Raw genomic sequence first — 15,388 nt, 5'->3', positions numbered from 1 at the left:
ATACGTCGTTGCTCATTGACCGGAGCAGTAAGCATTAAGATTATCAACTAATTGCTTTTCTGGAGTCGTTGCTTGCTGTAAACTCATCTGTGCTGTTTCCGCCGCTTGGCGGTCTTTCTGCTCAAACGCCACCGCGAAATTACGCATCGCTTGACTCGTATCGCGATACATGCTAACGAAACTGGCTTGATAGTCTTGCAACGTCTCGTCGGTTACCTCGATCGCGTTCATTTCTTCAGAAGCCTTATCCATGACAGCCGCCGCTTGTCGCATTGCCTCAGCTTGCGGATTGTCCTCTTGAACACCACTGGTCACGACTTTGGCGTCACTGACCGCCTGATTCGCCACTTGAATCATTTGATTACACTGGGCAACCTTGCTCTGACCACAGCTTACTGCCAAGAGGCTAATCACAGCCGTGACACTTAGCCGCAGGAAATTTCGCCGGGGACGATACATGAATGCTCTTAGGTTCATTGAAGAATAAGCCGTCCAACATTTTAACGCTACTCCTAGCTTACTTACTTCTGCTGGGCTTCGATCGCAGCCGCAAGGCGTTGGAGTGTTTCAGTGAGTTCTCCAAGTTCTGCGAGTGACTCATTTTGGTTTTCGGCTAAGGTTTGCACCGCATCACTCAAGGCAAAGAGTTGGTAACCCTGTTGTTGAACTTGATGCCCTTGGTGTTGCACCTGCACAGCCAAAGCATCAACCCGCTTGCCCAGACACTCAACCGTCTCGGTTGTGGCAAGCACCGCCTCGCCAATTTGCCCAACAATGGATTCCAAACGGCTGAGTCTAGCTTCTAGGGCAAGAGTCCTTTTGTTGGTAGAGTTGAGGTTGTTTGTAGCCTTTCCAGTCTGGGTGTGTTTATTCACCGATAATTGTTTCACTGCTTCAAAAAACTTATGTGAACTCCCAGTTTCTAAGAAAATAGCAATTGTCCATACTTTACTAAACTAATGATGACGCCGTTGATGCCACTGCCAAGCATCGCTAATAATTTTACTGAGTTCCGGGTATTTGGCAGACCAACCCAAAATTTTCCTCGCCTTGTCGCTACTACCCACCAAAATCGGTGCATCACCAGGGCGGCGATCGCACTCAATGATTTTAATATCTTTCTGGGTGACTTGCCTGGCTGTGTCAATCACCTGTCGCACGGAGAACCCGTTACCACTGCCTAAATTAAAGATTTCACTCTTGCCGCCACCTAACAAATACTCTAGCCCGAGGATATGGGCATCTGCCAAATCGCTGACATGAATATAATCGCGCAAGCAGGTTCCGTCTGGGGTGGAGTAGTCGGTTCCCCAAATGGAAATCGAGTCCCGTTTGCCTAATGCTGTCCACAAGACTAATGGGATCAGATGAGTTTCTGGGTAATGATCTTCACCCAGTCGTCCTTCAGGATTCGCCCCAGCCGCGTTGAAGAAGCGAAACACAATGGAACGTAACTGGTAGGCGTGATCAAAGTCCGCTAGCATCCGTTCCATCATCCACTTACTCGTGGCATAAGGATTAATCGGATTTTGCGGATGGACTTCGGTCATTGGCACTTGCTGAGGCATCCCGTAGACTGCACAGGTGGAGGGAAACACTAAGGTTTTCACATCAGCGGCGACCATGGCTTCTAAGAGAGTCAGCGTACCACTAACGTTATTGCGGTAGTATTTAGCCGGATAGGTAACCGACTCACCCACGGCAATATAGGCGGCAAAGTGGAGTACAGCGCCAATATTGTGGCTGGCGAAGAGTTGGTCTAACAGAGTGCGATCGCCCACATCCCCGATCACCAATTTCGCTTTCAGGATCTCTTCTACAAACTCTCGATGTCCACAGACCAGGTTATCCAGGACAACGACGTTGTAACCTGCCCGTTGCAGGGCTAATACTGTATGAGAGCCAATGTATCCAGCTCCGCCAGTCACTAGAATTTCCGGTTGGACTTGCGACACGCTCAAACCGCCCCTGTTTCGTTTTATAGACTAACTTTACAAATATTTCCGCTATTTGTCTTTGCTTGAATAGTAATTTGGCTCAAAACGGCTTCTCCCCCCTCTTCTCCATCGCCCCTCTCCCCCCTCTCCCTCATGTTTGTGGACAATGACGAGTATAATGCCCGTGTTAGGGTTATTTGAACCATGCTCTCCCCAAGTGATACGTTACACAAAACCTGATCCCAATCCCCCCTAACTTGTTAATTGTTATTTTGAGGAGTCAGACTAACAAGTAACAATTCCTCGCTCACTGTCCAAACGTTACACCGTCAAAACACAATGTTTTTACTACTGACTCGAATCCTACTCTGGCTGCTGATTGCAGTTATTCTCTACAACCTGTTTAAGAAGGTAATCCCCAAGGAGTATTTTACCTTGCTTGGGGGTTTATTTCTGTTTGGCTTCATTGTTGTGGCGTTTTTCTCTCCCGGCAATGATGCAGTATCAACGATTTGGAACATTCTGTCGTTTTTCTTGAAACCTGTCGGGGCTTCCATCGTGCTGTTGGGTTTTGCCCTCCGCCAAGGGCTGGATAAGTCAAAGAACCAGGTTATGGCAGCCTTACTAATCTTACTCCTCGCCAGCACGCCCTTTTTCTCTAACCTGTTGGCGGCTAGCACGGAACAAACAGTGGTTACGCCTGAGTCGGCGGCGGCTCAAACCGCCTCAGCGATTGTGGTTCTTGGACAAGGCACCACCCAACCCGATGAACCGCCTCGAACCCAAATTCAACTCACCGATACGGGCGATCGCATTCTTTATGCCGCTCAACTGTATCGACAATCTGGCAATAACCCCTTAGTCGTGGTTAGTGCTGGTCCTCGACCTAACCTGGAAGGAAATCAAGACCAAGTTGTCGAAGCCAATGATATCCGCGCCTTACTGGTACAGTTTGGGGTTCCCCAAACCCGAATTGTAGTTGAACCCACGGCTACCAATCTCCGCACCAGCGCCGAAGAAGTTGAAGATATATTACGCGATCAGGGAATAGCAGACAATCGTGTTTTTCTGGTGACTTCAGCCTATAACAGCCGTCGTGCCCAACAGGCGTTTAGAAGTGTAGGTCTCAACAATGTTGTGGCTAAACCGACCGGCTTCTTTACCGTTCAACCGGGAACAACATCCACCATCAACCAATGGATTGAATCCTTTATCCCCTCTGTAGAAGCGCTGACTGTCACGACGCGAATTGTGGAAGAGTTTTACGCCTCGATTTACTATTATTTGCGAGGTTGGCAAGCTCCCGCCGTTGTTTAACCATTTCGCGAATCTGAAAAATCTGCAAGGTGGGAACCCTTCACTTGGCTCAAGGGAACCTGGTTTGTAGGGGCGGGTTTCACCATTATTGTTACTTACCTTACCCAGATACAGCTAAACCCGCCCTATCTTCCCTATCATTCAAGACTTTATCGGATAAGCTGAAAACAGCCTATAACCTCAGGTCGATGACAAGTTCAGTCAATGAGCAAGAAACTAGAGGTTCACTGTTGAGTCCCTAGCTATTTCTCATCGATTATGGAAACACTCAAAGAACACAAAGACCTGTTAGAGGTTGCTGAACATTTTTTTAACGATGGCAAATTAATACAGGCGATTAGTTATGCTACAGCTTCTCTTGACTTGACGATAAGCGTTGCCAAGGCAACTATTTTAGATCTGAAACCTAATCAGGATTCCAGCCTTGAAGAATTTCCCCCTCACCACACCACTTATTCAGCAGCCCCTAACTATGGGTGCAAGCATAGTCTAAAACGGGTTCTTGAAATCGGTTAGCTTTGAAATAGTTTTCATTCACGGACATAGTATCCGTAACTTGACCATTTTCCACATCGCCAACTTTAATTCTAGATAACAACTCGCGTTGGCAATTTCCCGAATATCTGACATACTTGCCATTGGCGTTCACATCAAAGTTAATCGCATTTCCATTACGACTAATGGTATTAAGTCCGACTTCCCAAGGTTGATTATCAACCTGACCTAATTCACCCCCAGACGATGCTTTAGTCTCAGGAACAGGTCGCCACACAACACCGTCAATGGAATTCAAGCAGGCATTTTTACCACTCATATCTTTAAAGCAGTCGCCGTTTTTGTTGAGAATAACTACTTGGTCAACACTATTGAACTGTTTGAGTGTGTTGGTTACAGCTTTTTGGATTCCCGCATCTTCGCCAAGTCCAGCCGTATAGACTGTCCGACAAAATTGAAGTTGGGCAATTCCATTGGAAATATCAACGGTAAAGTTTTCACCACAGGTAGATTCGCCGCGAAAGTCAATCAAGTCAGCAAATCCTTCCTCTTTTTCGGCGGATGTGGGTCCTTGAACAACTTGCTCAATCGCAAATTCAGCAACATCGACGCGGGATGTGGCTCGGGTAACGGGTTCAACGTACCCTATCGTTTGATTGTCGGCGGAAGGCTTGGGTAAAAAGACTTGAATTTGCCTGGGTTCATCTGGATTTTGGCTAATCGTCTGGGGTTGAGGTTGTGAGGTGGCTTCAGAGTTCTCCGGAGGGGTTACAGAGGTGCTGTGCGCTTCCCCAGCCGATGCCGTTGTGAAGGATAGCGCCAAGACAGCACTTATAAATATTGATTGATGTTTTAAATTTATTTTACTCTGACTCATAAAATCAATAGTTCCTGATTTGCCTACTGTTTTATGATTCAAGTAAGTTCAATTTTATTCATCTTGCTAAAGTAATATCATTTTATGCGACGTCAACCTCTGCAAAACGTTTTAACTCAACCTAGGTCAACAGGGTTAACGGTTCAGGTTGTATTTTGGTTCAGTTTAAGCTTAACCATCGCCGCAATTTACAGTGGGTTAGCCCTGCGGGAAGCCTTTAGTCATGCCTATATTGTTCAAGATGATGCCCGCCAGCATGTCTTTTGGATGCAACGGTTTATTGATGGCGAATTATTTCCCCATGACTTAATCGCCGATTATTTCCAATCCATCGCCCCTGTGGGATATACTGCCATTTACCGCATCGCCGCCGCTTTAGGCATCCATCCCTTTCTCTTCAACAAACTCCTACCACCCATTCTCGGCGCGATCGCGACAGGGTACTGTTTTGGTATATCACTCCAACTCTTACCCGTACCTGCGGCTGGCTTTATCACCACAGTACTACTCAATCAAAGTCTTTGGATGAAAGATGATCTCATCTCAGCCACACCCAGAGCCTTTGTTTACCCCCTATTCCTCGCCTTTTTATACTACTTATTACGCCAATCTCTACTGCCTTGCCTAGCCACAATCATCCTACTAGCCCTATTCTATCCCCAATATTTATTAATTTGTGCCGCCCTATTCATCCTACAAATTTTTACCACAAGAAACTCACTTCTACGAACCCCTGCGTCCCTCTGCGCTTACCTCCGCGCCCCTGGAGCGTTTCCCAAAAAAGCAAAGCTACGTTCCCATTACCTATCATTCATAGGTCTAATCCTCACAATAATCGCCATTTCCAGCTACGCCCTAATCCCCGGAAAATTCGATCCAGTCATCACCGCCACTCAAGCCAAACAATTACCCGAATTCTGGGAAAATGGACGCAGTTATTTTTTCAGTCATAACCCCTGGTATTTCTTTTTTCTCGGTTCCCGCAGTGGTTTATTAAATGTAGGTTTCGTTAGACCTGCAACTTTAACCTTAGGAATACTCTTACCCATTCTAGTCCAATATCCCAACTCATTCCCGCTAGTTAAATCGCTTTCTCCTCAGATAAAAGTATTAACTAAAATCTTTTGGGCATCTATCGTAATGTTCATCGTTGCCCATCTGCTCCTATTTAACCTACATCTTCCTAGTCGTTATACCGAACACAGCTTTCGCATTCTTTTATCCGTATCAGCCGGGATGGTTTTAACAATCGTCCTTGATGCTATTTTCAGAATAGAGTTTCATCCCCAAAAACTCAAAAGTCTAATTCTTGGTCAGGGTAGGTCTAGTGACAGCAGGGTGAAAAGAAACAATAATGGAGAAACCCGTCCCTACTCAAAACTTAGAATCTACCACTACCTAACAATCAGCGTCATCACCGCAGCGTTGCTTTTCTATCCCTACTTAGTGGAACCCTTTCCGTTAACCAAATACAAAGAGGGTCATTTTCCTGCTTTGTATCAATTCTTCCAACAGCAACCCAAAGACAGTTTAATTGCTTCAGTATCAGAAGAGGCAGATAATCTACCCACCTTTGCCCAACGCTCTATTTTAGTCGGGCGGGAATATGCGATTCCTTATCATTGGGGGTATTATCGTCAATTTCGCCAACGCACAACTGACCTGATTCAAGCTCAGTATAGTTCAGATTTAGAGGAAGTGAAACAGTTTATCCAACGCTATGGAGTAGACTTTTGGCTATTAGACAATACTGCCTTTACGCCAGAGTATCTAGCCAATCATGATTGGCTGCGAGATTATCAACCTGTCACTTTAGAGGCGCAAGAGAGGCTAACTCAGGGAATCACTCCAGCATTAGCTGGGGTAGTTGAGGATTGTTCAGTATTTCAGATGGAGAGATTTGTGGTGTTACAAACAAGTTGTATCAGTCAATTGTAGCAAACTCAATCCACTCAGCCGTAGTTGGATCAGCAGGCGGTAAAGGCTCACCGTTATAATCTATAGCAAAAGCATAGCCAGCGCGGTCATAAACCCGATCAAGTAGCAAGTGCAAATCGATAATCGGTTCTGTATCTTCGGTTCGCAGAGGCAATGGAAAAGTTGGGATTAAATCTTGGAGGTTGAAGACATACAAATCGGCGCGAGGACGGCGATCGCACTGACTCACCAAAATTCTGTAACTCCCTTGGATATTATCACCAGAAACAGGCATTGGCTTTCCACCTCGGAGGAGATCGATCTCAAGCAGGTGCGTCCGACTTGCCAAAACCTGTTGACGTTTCTCCAAATAGGTTTCCCGTCCTTTTCCAGGGCGCTTATTGCTGGGAGAGAGAACCTCAATGACTGTTACCACTTCTTTGGTGGTGACTTCTCTTACCTCTAGATAGCCTTCTCTGAATTCCAGGGGTACTGGCACAGTGACGGTGACTGGCGTGGAGGGAGGTGTCGCAACAGCCACGTTAGATTGGTTTTGGTTGATTGGAGTACGAGAGTGTTCTACTGTCACATCAGGAATACCCACCAACAGCGCATCATCTCCATTCATCTGGTAAACCCGTTTCTCGATCGCAACTCGATATTTAGGAAGCAGTTGAGGATTCAATGTCTCAGCCAGGATACTGATCAGCAAGTGATGGACTTCCGACCAAAATTCTGGATTCTCTAGATAGGGATTCATCCCTGGAAACGGCGAAGGCATAAGTAGACTAGGGCAGGCATCGTTTTGATAGTTCTATGATACTTTCAGATACAATAAAGGGCTGTAGAGAAAACGGTTTCAGGAGAAAAACGCGAGTGCTAACCCTTGGCGTCAACATTGACCACATTGCCACAATTCGACAGGCGCGGCGCACTGTGGAACCCGATCCCGTGGCGGCGGCGGTGTTAGCCGAATTAGCGGGGGCGGATGGGATTACGGCACACCTGCGGGAAGATCGACGCCATATTCAAGATCGGGATATCCGACTCTTGCGCCAGACGGTGCGAACTCACTTAAATATGGAAATGGCACCAACCGAGGAAATGGTAGCGATCGCACTTGAGGTTAAACCGGATTATATTACCCTAGTTCCAGAACGACGGGAGGAAGTCACCACTGAGGGAGGATTAGATATTGCGGGTCAAAAATCCCGCCTGGGTGAAGTGGTGGCTCAGTTGCAAGATGCCGGGATTCCCGTTAGTCTATTTATCGATGCTGATCCTGCCCAGATCGAAGCATCGGCGGCAATTAACGCTAAGTTTATTGAACTGCATACGGGATCTTATGCCGAAGCCAAAGACGAAGCCAGTCGCCAAACGCAACTGGATCTGTTAGCCAAAGGATGCCAACAAGCGATCGCGGCTGGGTTGCGGGTAAATGCTGGTCATGGTTTAACCTATTGGAATGTCTACCCAGTGGCTTGTTTAGAAGGTATGGAAGAACTTAATATTGGTCATAGTATTATCGCACGAGCTTCGCTAGTTGGATTAGAACGGGCAGTTCGGGAAATGAAGCAAGCCATGCGGAGAAAGGATGAGGGGAGTTAAGTCAAAAATTATGTTCCATACATACCATGACACATTTGTCAATTGTAGGGGCGGGTTTAGCCATAATTGTAGGGGCGGGTTTAGCCATAATTGTAGGGGCGGGTTTAGCCATAATTGTAGGGGCGGGTTTAGGGAATCAATTCAGCTAGTCACCAATAAATGAACAACGAAACCCGCCCTCCCCACCAATAGAATGAACAACGAAACCCGCCCTCCCCACCGATAAATTAACAACAAAACCCGCCCTTACTCAAGTTAAAGCCATGCCCGATAGCGAAGTGAAGGGTCAAAACTAACTCAATTGATCGGGGCGGGTTTAGTTACATCTGGGTCAAAAAGAGATGATAGTCGTAAAACGCGCCCCTACACACTCAAAACCTTCTCAATCACCTGTTCACCAATCACCCAATTAAAACCATGCAAACCTATTACTATCTAGTCGCCAGTCAACGCTTCTTACTTGAAGAAGAACCCTTTGAAGAAGTTCTCAGAGAACGAACCAAAGACTACCAAGATAAGGGAAAAGAGATTGACTTTTGGCTGGTCAAACAACCCGCATTTTTGGAAGCTCCAGAAATGGCGCAAGTTAAACAGGAATGTCCTCAACCTGCTGCCGCTATTATTTCAAGCAACCCCAAGTTTATCACCTGGTTAAAGCTACGCTTAGAATTCGTCAAAACTGGAGAATTTCAAGCACCATCAGATACAATTCCTGACCCCATCGCCTCTTTAGCCTCTGTATCCTAACCGAGGCTTTCAGTCCAACCCCTACTCTAAAAACAATAAGCTGGGGCAGCTAACCAAGAAATGAGTACCCCTAAGATTGAACCCACAATCACTTGAAAGGGGGTATGCCCCAGCAATTCTTTCAGGCGATCCTCATTAAACTCTTTGCCTTCTTGAAATAACTCATCAATAATTTGGTTGAGGATACGAGCTTGCTTACCTGCGGCTTGTCGAACGCCTGCGGCATCGTACATCACAATTACAGCAAAAATCGTCGCGATCGCAAAATCAGGAGACGCCCATCCCATCGTTTGTCCCACACCCGCAGCCAAGGCGGTAACCAAGGCTGAATGAGCGCTAGGCATCCCGCCAGTTGTCACCAAGGTGCGGAGATTAAATTTTCGATCCTTCGTTAACTCGACCAGTAGCTTAAGGAGTTGAGCCACTAAACAAGCAATCAGTGCAACCAGTAGCACCTGGTTGTTTAGGATATTGCCAAAATCCTGCATCGTGTTTCAGTTCAAATTGGTTGTTGATCAACGGATGTTTAAGCAGTCACAAATTACAAGGAGTTGCTCTTGAATTCCCTGTTAAGAGTTCCCTTATTCCTTATTCCCTATTGCCCGACAAAAAACTAATAAGTTCGTGCGGTAATGAAATTAGCCAGAGCAATTAAGGGTTGAGAGCGCTCACCAAACGGTTCCAGTTGGGCAATAGCCTCTTCAATCAACTCTTGAGCTTTAGCTTTAGAAGCCTCTAGTCCCCAGAGGCTAGGATAGGTAGCTTTCTGCGCTTGCAGGTCTTTCCCCGCCGTTTTGCCTAATTCCTCCTGAGTCGCGGTGATGTCCAGGATATCATCGATAATTTGAAACGCTAAACCAATATTTTGAGCATAGCGAGACAGACGTTCTATATCCGCATCGGTTGCACCTGCCAAAATTCCGCCACAGACGACGCAGGTTTCCAGCAACGCTCCGGTTTTATGGGTGTGAATGTAATGGAGGGTTTCCTCTTGAATATCCGATTTTCCCTCGGATTCCAAATCAACCACTTGACCCCCAACCAATCCAGTTGCGCCCACGGTTCGACCTAGACGAGCAATCACTTGCAACACCTGCTTGGCTGGAACTCCCTGAGTTTGAGCGGCGACATATTCAAACGCATACGCCAGCAAACCATCACCAGCCAGAATCGCCATATCCTCACCGTAGACCTTATGATTGGTGAGTTGACCCCGACGGTAGTCGTCGTTATCCATAGCGGGAAGGTCATCATGGATTAACGACATGGTGTGGAGCATTTCCAGGGCGCAGGCGGTTGGCATTGCCATCTCCATCGTGCCACCCATCAGTTCACAGGTTGCCAGACAAAGAATCGGACGCAACCGTTTCCCCCCAGCTAAGAGAGAATAGCGCATTGCCTCGTAAATCTTTTCCGGATAACCTAGGGGCAAAGAACGGTCTAAAGCCGCCTCCACTTGAGCTTGCCGCTCTTTTAGATAGGTCGATAAATCAAAGGCTGGGGATTCCCCATTGGGGGCAGGTCGCCCATCTGTTGCTACCATGCCATCATTCCTTAAATCGTCTGTTCACTGTCTTAACAATTCTACGAGCCTAGGGGCATTATGAGTGAGTTCTGGTATAGCTAAAAACAGTATTTTGCAATAACATTGTCACCGTCATCGGTCCAACACCACCAGGAACCGGGGTGATAAATTGGGTCATGTCCCGAACGGCGTCAAAATCCACATCACCCACGAGGCGGGATTTTCCCTGATCATCGGTGACGCGATTTATACCCACATCAATCACAATGGCATTCGGTTTAACCTGATCCGCCGTAATTAGCTTAGGGCGTCCGGCAGCAGTAATCAAGATATCCGCCTGACGACTCAGTTCAGCCAAATTTTGGGTACGCAAATGGGCAATCGTAACGGTAGCATCAGCTTCGAGTAACATTAGCGCCATTGGCTTGCCCACCAAAATACTCCGTCCGACGACAAGCGCATGTTTTCCTTCCACATCAATCTGGTACTCTCGCAACAGACGCATCACTCCGGCTGGCGTGCAGCTTTGCAGTCCCGTTTCACCTCGCACCAGACGCCCTAAATTTAGGGGATGCAGTCCATCGACATCTTTATCAGGATCAATTTGGTGGAGTAAATAGACGCCATTTAGATGTTCGGGTAAAGGAAGTTGTAGGAGGATACCATCAACGTTTGGGTCTTGATTAAGGCGATGAATGGTTTGCTCAACCTCAGCTTGAGAGACATCAGCCGGAAAATGTTTCCCAAAGGAGGCAATCCCAACTTTGGCACAGGCACGTTCTTTATTCCGCACGTAGGCGGCGCTAGCTGGATTGTCGCCCACCATTAGCACCGCTAATCCAGGTGGGCGTCCATACGTTGATTTGAGCCGTTCTACTTCCGCTTTGAGCTGATCTTGAATGCGTTGAGCCAGGGCTTTGCCATCCAGTAACTGAGGGTAAACAGATTTCATGAGCAGGTTGAGAGACATCTAAGGACTTTGATTATTTTACGGGTAGTGGTGCCACTGACCAGTATTCAATTCTCAAGCATCTAAGCTATAACCGGGATGTAAACCGTTTAGCGTGGGGAACAGTCATGGCAATGTCTGCTCAAAACGACCATCGCTCACGCCTTTGCTCGTCAATTCCAATCCGCCAAAGGTCAACTATGTTTTATCTCCTGCCAATGTGTGCTTTGCTGTTTGGGGGAGGACTGGTAAGTTGTAGCTATGTCCCTACTCCCCCTGGTATGGGTAGCGCTCCTACTGCAAATCTCACCGCAATTAGTGAGATTCAATCGGCTCAGAATGCCAGGGATGTGGTTTACCTGCAAGGTCAAGTGATTAGCCAAGCCCCCTTTTTGAACTCCGGCGCTTATCAAGTTCAGGACACCACCGGCAAAATTTGGGTTGTCAGCAATCAAGAACTTCCCAATGTGGGGGATCAGGTTGTAATTGGGGGACAGGTACAATTTCAAAGTATTCCTATTAGTGGACAGGAAATGGGTGAACTCTATCTTCAAGAAACAGAACAGATCGAACGGAAGGCTGAATGATTTGTCATAAGAAGTCTGCTACAACAACACCAGCTACAACAACATGGTATCAGTAGTGAATAATGAAGAATCAATCGATTGAAGTCGCGATCGCGATTCTCTACCGTTCGGGACGGTTCCTGATGCAGCTTAGGAACGATATCCCAGGTATTCTTTATCCAGGGTGCTGGGGGTTCTTTGGCGGTCATCTGGAACCCGGAGAAACGCCAGAGGTGGGGATGCGGCGAGAATTACTCGAAGAAATTTCCTATTCTCCCCCCCAATTGGCAACGTTTGATTGCTATAATGATGCCCACGTTATTCGTCATATATTCCACGCCCCTTTAACGGTGGAATTGAATCAATTGGTATTACAAGAAGGTTGGGATCTGGGTTTGTTGACGCCCGAACAAATTCAGACAGGTCAGGCTTATTCGGAAGTAGCGGGTCAGGTGCGTCCTCTAGGGCAACCTCACCAGACCATTTTATTAGATTTCTTGGCGAGGAAACCTTACCAATGACCCTGACGCGACTGCGGTTGTCTCATCTTTTACGTTTTAGCCGATATGCCAGCCTTTCGATGAAACTGATGGCGGTGGGGGTAATTATCACCTTGGTGTTCATCCTCATCGCTATTTTTGCCCCTGTTTTTCAAGCATGGGGATGGCTGCAAGATCCCACTGCATCCCTGATTAACCCGATTCACGAACCTCCCGGTGGTGAACACTGGTTCGGTACGACACGCCAAGGGTATGATGTTTTCTCCCGCACCTTATTTGGTACTCAAGCGGCGTTAAAGGTGGTGATTCTAGCAACCAGCTTGAGTTTAATTATTGGTGTTCCCTTGGGGTTAATTAGTGGGTATCTCGGCGGTAGATTAGATCGGGTGTTGCTGTTTTTGATGGATACGATCTATACCTTGCCCGGATTGCTGCTATCTATTACCCTAGCCTTTGTGGTTGGGCGAGGCGTCTTTAATGCCGCGATCGCACTCAGTATTTCTTATGTTCCCCAATATTATCGCGTTGTCCGTAATCATACCGCCAGCGTCAAAACTGAACTATTTATCGAAGCCGCGCAAGCGATGGGTGCTTCTCCTGGGCGGGTTCTCTCCCGTTATTTGTTTCTCAATGTGATTCAAAGTGTCCCGGTTTTATTTACCCTCAATGCTGCCGACGCTATTTTAATTTTAGGTGGACTGGGATTCTTGGGACTGGGGCTATCGGCAGAAACTCCAGAATGGGGACATGATTTGCGTCAAGCGCTGGATGCTTTACCTACAGGGATTTGGTGGACGGCGTTATTTCCGGGTTTAGCGATGACATCTATGGTGGTTGGCTTATCCCTATTGGGAGAAGGGTTAACGGAGATTATTAATCCCCGTGGGCGATAGGGGAGATGAGGGAGATGAGGGAGATGGCGGAGATGGGGAGATGGAGGTAGTTACGCTAAACCTTAGTCAGGGCGGGTTTTGCACCAACGTTATCATCAATAGCGAGAAGAAAATCCCTAAACTCGCCCCTACAAATCAGGTTCCGTAGCGCCGCGAAGGGTCAAAACTTTTCCAGGAACCGGAAATCATCTCATTCTCGTCGAATAATGAAGACATAAGTTTTCAAAGCTGAGAATTTTATCAGCCAATTTGTATGAAATTTATCCAACCCAAGTCTATACGTTTCGCCGCCATGAGTGGGTTACTACTCATTCCCCTAGCTAGTGCGGGGTTTTGGTGGACAAGTTCTGTCGCCCAACTGCCTCAACCCGCTAATGTATCTCAAGATAACCCATCTCTTTCTCCAGTTCATCCCGATGAACCTGTTGACTATACCCTAAATGAACGCTTTTCTCTCTCAAACTCTCTAGAACGCATTCAACAAATTAGAAACGCCCTGTCCAGCTTCCAACAGTTAACCGAAACCAGCCAACCGATTTTAGGCGATCGCCAAATGGCGGAAATTGATCATACTGGCTGGGAAACACAGCATCTGGGTTTTCCCAACTGGGTGGATTCTGTAGAAGGTACGCTTAAAAAACAAGCGTATCAGATCGCTAAACTCGAATTTGAACTCGCTCAAAAACAATTCCAAGATGGCGAAATCTCCCAAGCTGCTTTAGACCAAAAAGAAGCCAATTACCGCCGCGCCGAACAAGACTTCCAAGCCTTTTGGAATTCATTCAACATTGCTGATTAGTATGGTTTAATATAGCCTGTTCCCCCTTCCCTGTTCCCTGTTCCCTGTTCCCCGTTCCCCGTTACCTGACAAATGACAAATGACAAATGACAAATGACGTAATTGGTATTGACTTAGGTGGAACCGCGATTAAGCTGGGACTTTTCCAGAAAAATGGCACTTGCATCCAATCTGTAACGGTGGCGACGCCCCAACCCTCAACTCCAAAAGCCGTGGTTGAGGTAATGGCTGACGCGATCGCACAACTTGATACCAACCATAGCGTAATTGCCATTGGAGTGGGTACTCCCGGACCTGCGGATGCAACCGGACGGATTGCGAGAGTGGCGATTAACCTCAACGATTGGCATGATATTCCCCTAGCGGATTGGTTAGAAGCTAAAACAGGTTGTCCGACGATTATCGCCAATGATGCCAATTGCGCGGGTTTAGGCGAAGCTTGGTTAGGTGCAGGACGTCAGTTTCGCCATCTGATTATGCTGACGTTGGGTACTGGCGTCGGCGGTGCAATTATTCTAGATGAGAAACTCTTTGTCGGTCATCAGGGCGCAGCCGGGGAATTGGGGTTAATCACATTAAATCCAGAGGGTTCACCTTGTAATAGTGGCAATCAAGGGTCTCTGGAACAATATCTGTCCATTGGGGCAATTCGTCGCCGTACCGGAAAAGAACCAACTGAACTGGGGATTTTGGCAAATGAAGGTAATCCAAAGGCGTTAGAATTTTGGAACCATTACGGACGGGATTTAGGCGCAGGACTGGCGAGTTTGATTTATGTTCTTACTCCAGAGGCGATTATTATTGGGGGTGGAGTTAGTGCAAGTGCCAAATTTTTCTTCCCGGCGGCTTGGGCAGAAATTGAACGTCGAGTGTTACCGAGTTCTCGTACAGGTTTACAGTTACTTCCTGCTACGCTAGGTAATCAGGCGGGAATGGTTGGGGCTGCCAAATTAGCACTGCAAATGAGAAATGATGAATTATGAGTTGTTATTGGTCATTTGTCATTTGTCATTTGTCATTTGTCATTTGTTATTTGTCATTTGTCATTTGTCATTTGTCATTTGTCATTTAGTCGGGGCGGGTTTAATTACATCTGGGTGTAACCGAAAAGATAGTTGTGAAACCCGCCCCTACACAATTTCCCCATCTTCCCTATCTCCCCTATCTTCCCCATCTCCCCTATCTTCCCCAGCTTCCCTATCTTCCCCAGCTTCCCCAGCTTCATCGTATCTACGAAGCTGCTCAAGTATTTTCATGT

At 46.9% G+C, this 15,388-nt stretch carries 19 protein-coding genes; 10 read left to right on the top strand and 9 right to left on the bottom strand.

Going from position 1 to position 15,388, the window contains the following annotated elements; translation table 11 throughout:
• Positions 1-12 precede the first annotated feature (12 nt).
• The 3 genes from RIC07_RS05335 to galE form a co-directional block, all read right to left on the bottom strand.
• Positions 13-459: a hypothetical protein gene (locus RIC07_RS05335; protein ID WP_446393600.1), complete on the bottom strand. Its 447-nt coding sequence runs from the start codon at positions 457-459 to the stop codon at positions 13-15.
• Between the two features lie 62 nt (positions 460-521).
• Positions 522-890 carry a hypothetical protein gene (locus RIC07_RS05330; protein WP_446393599.1) on the bottom strand — a complete coding sequence of 123 codons (369 nt, stop codon included), beginning with the start codon at positions 888-890 and terminating at the stop codon, positions 522-524.
• Positions 891-956: 66 nt separating this feature from the next.
• Entirely contained in the window at positions 957-1,955 is a 999-nt protein-coding gene (galE, locus tag RIC07_RS05325; RefSeq protein ID WP_446393598.1) for a UDP-glucose 4-epimerase GalE, read from the bottom strand.
• Positions 1,956-2,276: 321 nt separating this feature from the next.
• Between galE and RIC07_RS05320 the strand changes: the two genes are divergently transcribed.
• On the top strand, positions 2,277-3,254 hold the full coding sequence (locus RIC07_RS05320) for a YdcF family protein (RefSeq protein WP_446393597.1): 978 nt from the start codon (positions 2,277-2,279) through the stop codon (positions 3,252-3,254).
• 466 nt (positions 3,255-3,720) lie between these two features.
• Here RIC07_RS05320 and RIC07_RS05315 read toward each other — a convergent pair whose 3' ends face one another.
• Complete coding sequence (locus RIC07_RS05315) at positions 3,721-4,626, bottom strand: GerMN domain-containing protein (RefSeq protein WP_446393596.1); 906 nt, start codon at positions 4,624-4,626, stop codon at positions 3,721-3,723.
• 84 nt (positions 4,627-4,710) lie between these two features.
• Here RIC07_RS05315 and RIC07_RS05310 point away from each other — a divergent pair, with 84 nt between their 5' ends.
• Positions 4,711-6,564, top strand: a complete 1,854-nt coding sequence (locus RIC07_RS05310) for a hypothetical protein (protein ID WP_446393595.1) — start codon at positions 4,711-4,713, stop codon at positions 6,562-6,564.
• Here the strand turns inward: RIC07_RS05310 and RIC07_RS05305 are convergent.
• A complete protein-coding gene (locus RIC07_RS05305) occupies positions 6,551-7,324 on the bottom strand; it encodes a DUF4058 family protein (protein WP_446393594.1) in 774 nt (257 codons plus the stop codon). The genes RIC07_RS05310 and RIC07_RS05305 overlap by 14 nt on opposite strands.
• A 95-nt stretch (positions 7,325-7,419) precedes the next feature.
• On the opposite strand from RIC07_RS05305, the gene RIC07_RS05300 reads away from it, so the two are divergent.
• The 3 genes from RIC07_RS05300 to RIC07_RS05290 all read left to right on the top strand — a co-directional run bounded on the left by RIC07_RS05300 (position 7,420) and on the right by RIC07_RS05290 (position 8,898).
• On the top strand, positions 7,420-8,151 hold the full coding sequence (locus RIC07_RS05300) for a pyridoxine 5'-phosphate synthase (protein WP_446393593.1): 732 nt from the start codon (positions 7,420-7,422) through the stop codon (positions 8,149-8,151).
• Positions 8,152-8,177: 26 nt separating this feature from the next.
• A complete protein-coding gene (locus RIC07_RS05295; RefSeq protein WP_446393592.1) occupies positions 8,178-8,300 on the top strand; it encodes a hypothetical protein in 123 nt (40 codons plus the stop codon).
• Between the two features lie 268 nt (positions 8,301-8,568).
• On the top strand, positions 8,569-8,898 hold the full coding sequence (locus RIC07_RS05290; protein ID WP_446393591.1) for an MgPME-cyclase complex family protein: 330 nt from the start codon (positions 8,569-8,571) through the stop codon (positions 8,896-8,898).
• A gap of 26 nt (positions 8,899-8,924) precedes the next feature.
• On the opposite strand, the gene RIC07_RS05285 is transcribed toward RIC07_RS05290, so the two are convergent.
• From RIC07_RS05285 to folD, 3 genes are all read right to left on the bottom strand, one after another.
• Positions 8,925-9,386, bottom strand: a complete 462-nt coding sequence (locus RIC07_RS05285) for a divergent PAP2 family protein (protein WP_006097891.1) — start codon at positions 9,384-9,386, stop codon at positions 8,925-8,927.
• A gap of 125 nt (positions 9,387-9,511) precedes the next feature.
• A complete protein-coding gene (gene crtE / locus RIC07_RS05280) occupies positions 9,512-10,441 on the bottom strand; it encodes a geranylgeranyl diphosphate synthase CrtE (RefSeq protein WP_446393590.1) in 930 nt (309 codons plus the stop codon).
• Positions 10,442-10,499: 58 nt separating this feature from the next.
• Positions 10,500-11,375 carry a bifunctional methylenetetrahydrofolate dehydrogenase/methenyltetrahydrofolate cyclohydrolase FolD gene (gene folD, locus RIC07_RS05275; RefSeq protein WP_446393589.1) on the bottom strand — a complete coding sequence of 292 codons (876 nt, stop codon included), beginning with the start codon at positions 11,373-11,375 and terminating at the stop codon, positions 10,500-10,502.
• 197 nt (positions 11,376-11,572) lie between these two features.
• Here folD and RIC07_RS05270 point away from each other — a divergent pair, with 197 nt between their 5' ends.
• From RIC07_RS05270 to RIC07_RS05250, 5 genes are all read left to right on the top strand, one after another.
• The gene (locus RIC07_RS05270; RefSeq protein WP_446375710.1) at positions 11,573-11,959 is read left to right on the top strand and encodes a hypothetical protein; all 387 of its coding nucleotides are present in this window, start codon (positions 11,573-11,575) and stop codon (positions 11,957-11,959) included.
• Positions 11,960-12,021: 62 nt separating this feature from the next.
• Complete coding sequence (locus RIC07_RS05265; protein ID WP_446393588.1) at positions 12,022-12,459, top strand: NUDIX hydrolase; 438 nt, start codon at positions 12,022-12,024, stop codon at positions 12,457-12,459.
• Positions 12,456-13,331 carry an ABC transporter permease gene (locus tag RIC07_RS05260; RefSeq protein WP_446393587.1) on the top strand — a complete coding sequence of 292 codons (876 nt, stop codon included), beginning with the start codon at positions 12,456-12,458 and terminating at the stop codon, positions 13,329-13,331. The genes RIC07_RS05265 and RIC07_RS05260 overlap by 4 nt, the downstream gene beginning before the upstream one ends.
• A 253-nt stretch (positions 13,332-13,584) precedes the next feature.
• A complete protein-coding gene (locus RIC07_RS05255; RefSeq protein ID WP_446393586.1) occupies positions 13,585-14,130 on the top strand; it encodes a hypothetical protein in 546 nt (181 codons plus the stop codon).
• 86 nt (positions 14,131-14,216) lie between these two features.
• Positions 14,217-15,113, top strand: a complete 897-nt coding sequence (locus RIC07_RS05250; protein ID WP_446393585.1) for an ROK family protein — start codon at positions 14,217-14,219, stop codon at positions 15,111-15,113.
• A 147-nt stretch (positions 15,114-15,260) separates the two neighbouring features.
• Here RIC07_RS05250 and RIC07_RS05245 read toward each other — a convergent pair whose 3' ends face one another.
• Positions 15,261-15,386 (bottom strand): hypothetical protein, encoded by a 126-nt coding sequence (locus RIC07_RS05245; protein WP_446393584.1) that lies wholly within the window; start codon positions 15,384-15,386, stop codon positions 15,261-15,263.
• Between the last annotated feature and the right edge of the window lie 2 nt (positions 15,387-15,388).

It is taken from the genome of Coleofasciculus sp. E1-EBD-02 (assembly GCF_040218245.1).
Classification (GTDB): domain Bacteria; phylum Cyanobacteriota; class Cyanobacteriia; order Cyanobacteriales; family Coleofasciculaceae; genus Coleofasciculus.
The sequence above is the reverse complement of the archived record's forward strand: the minus strand, read 5'-3'. Positions and strand labels throughout refer to the sequence as shown.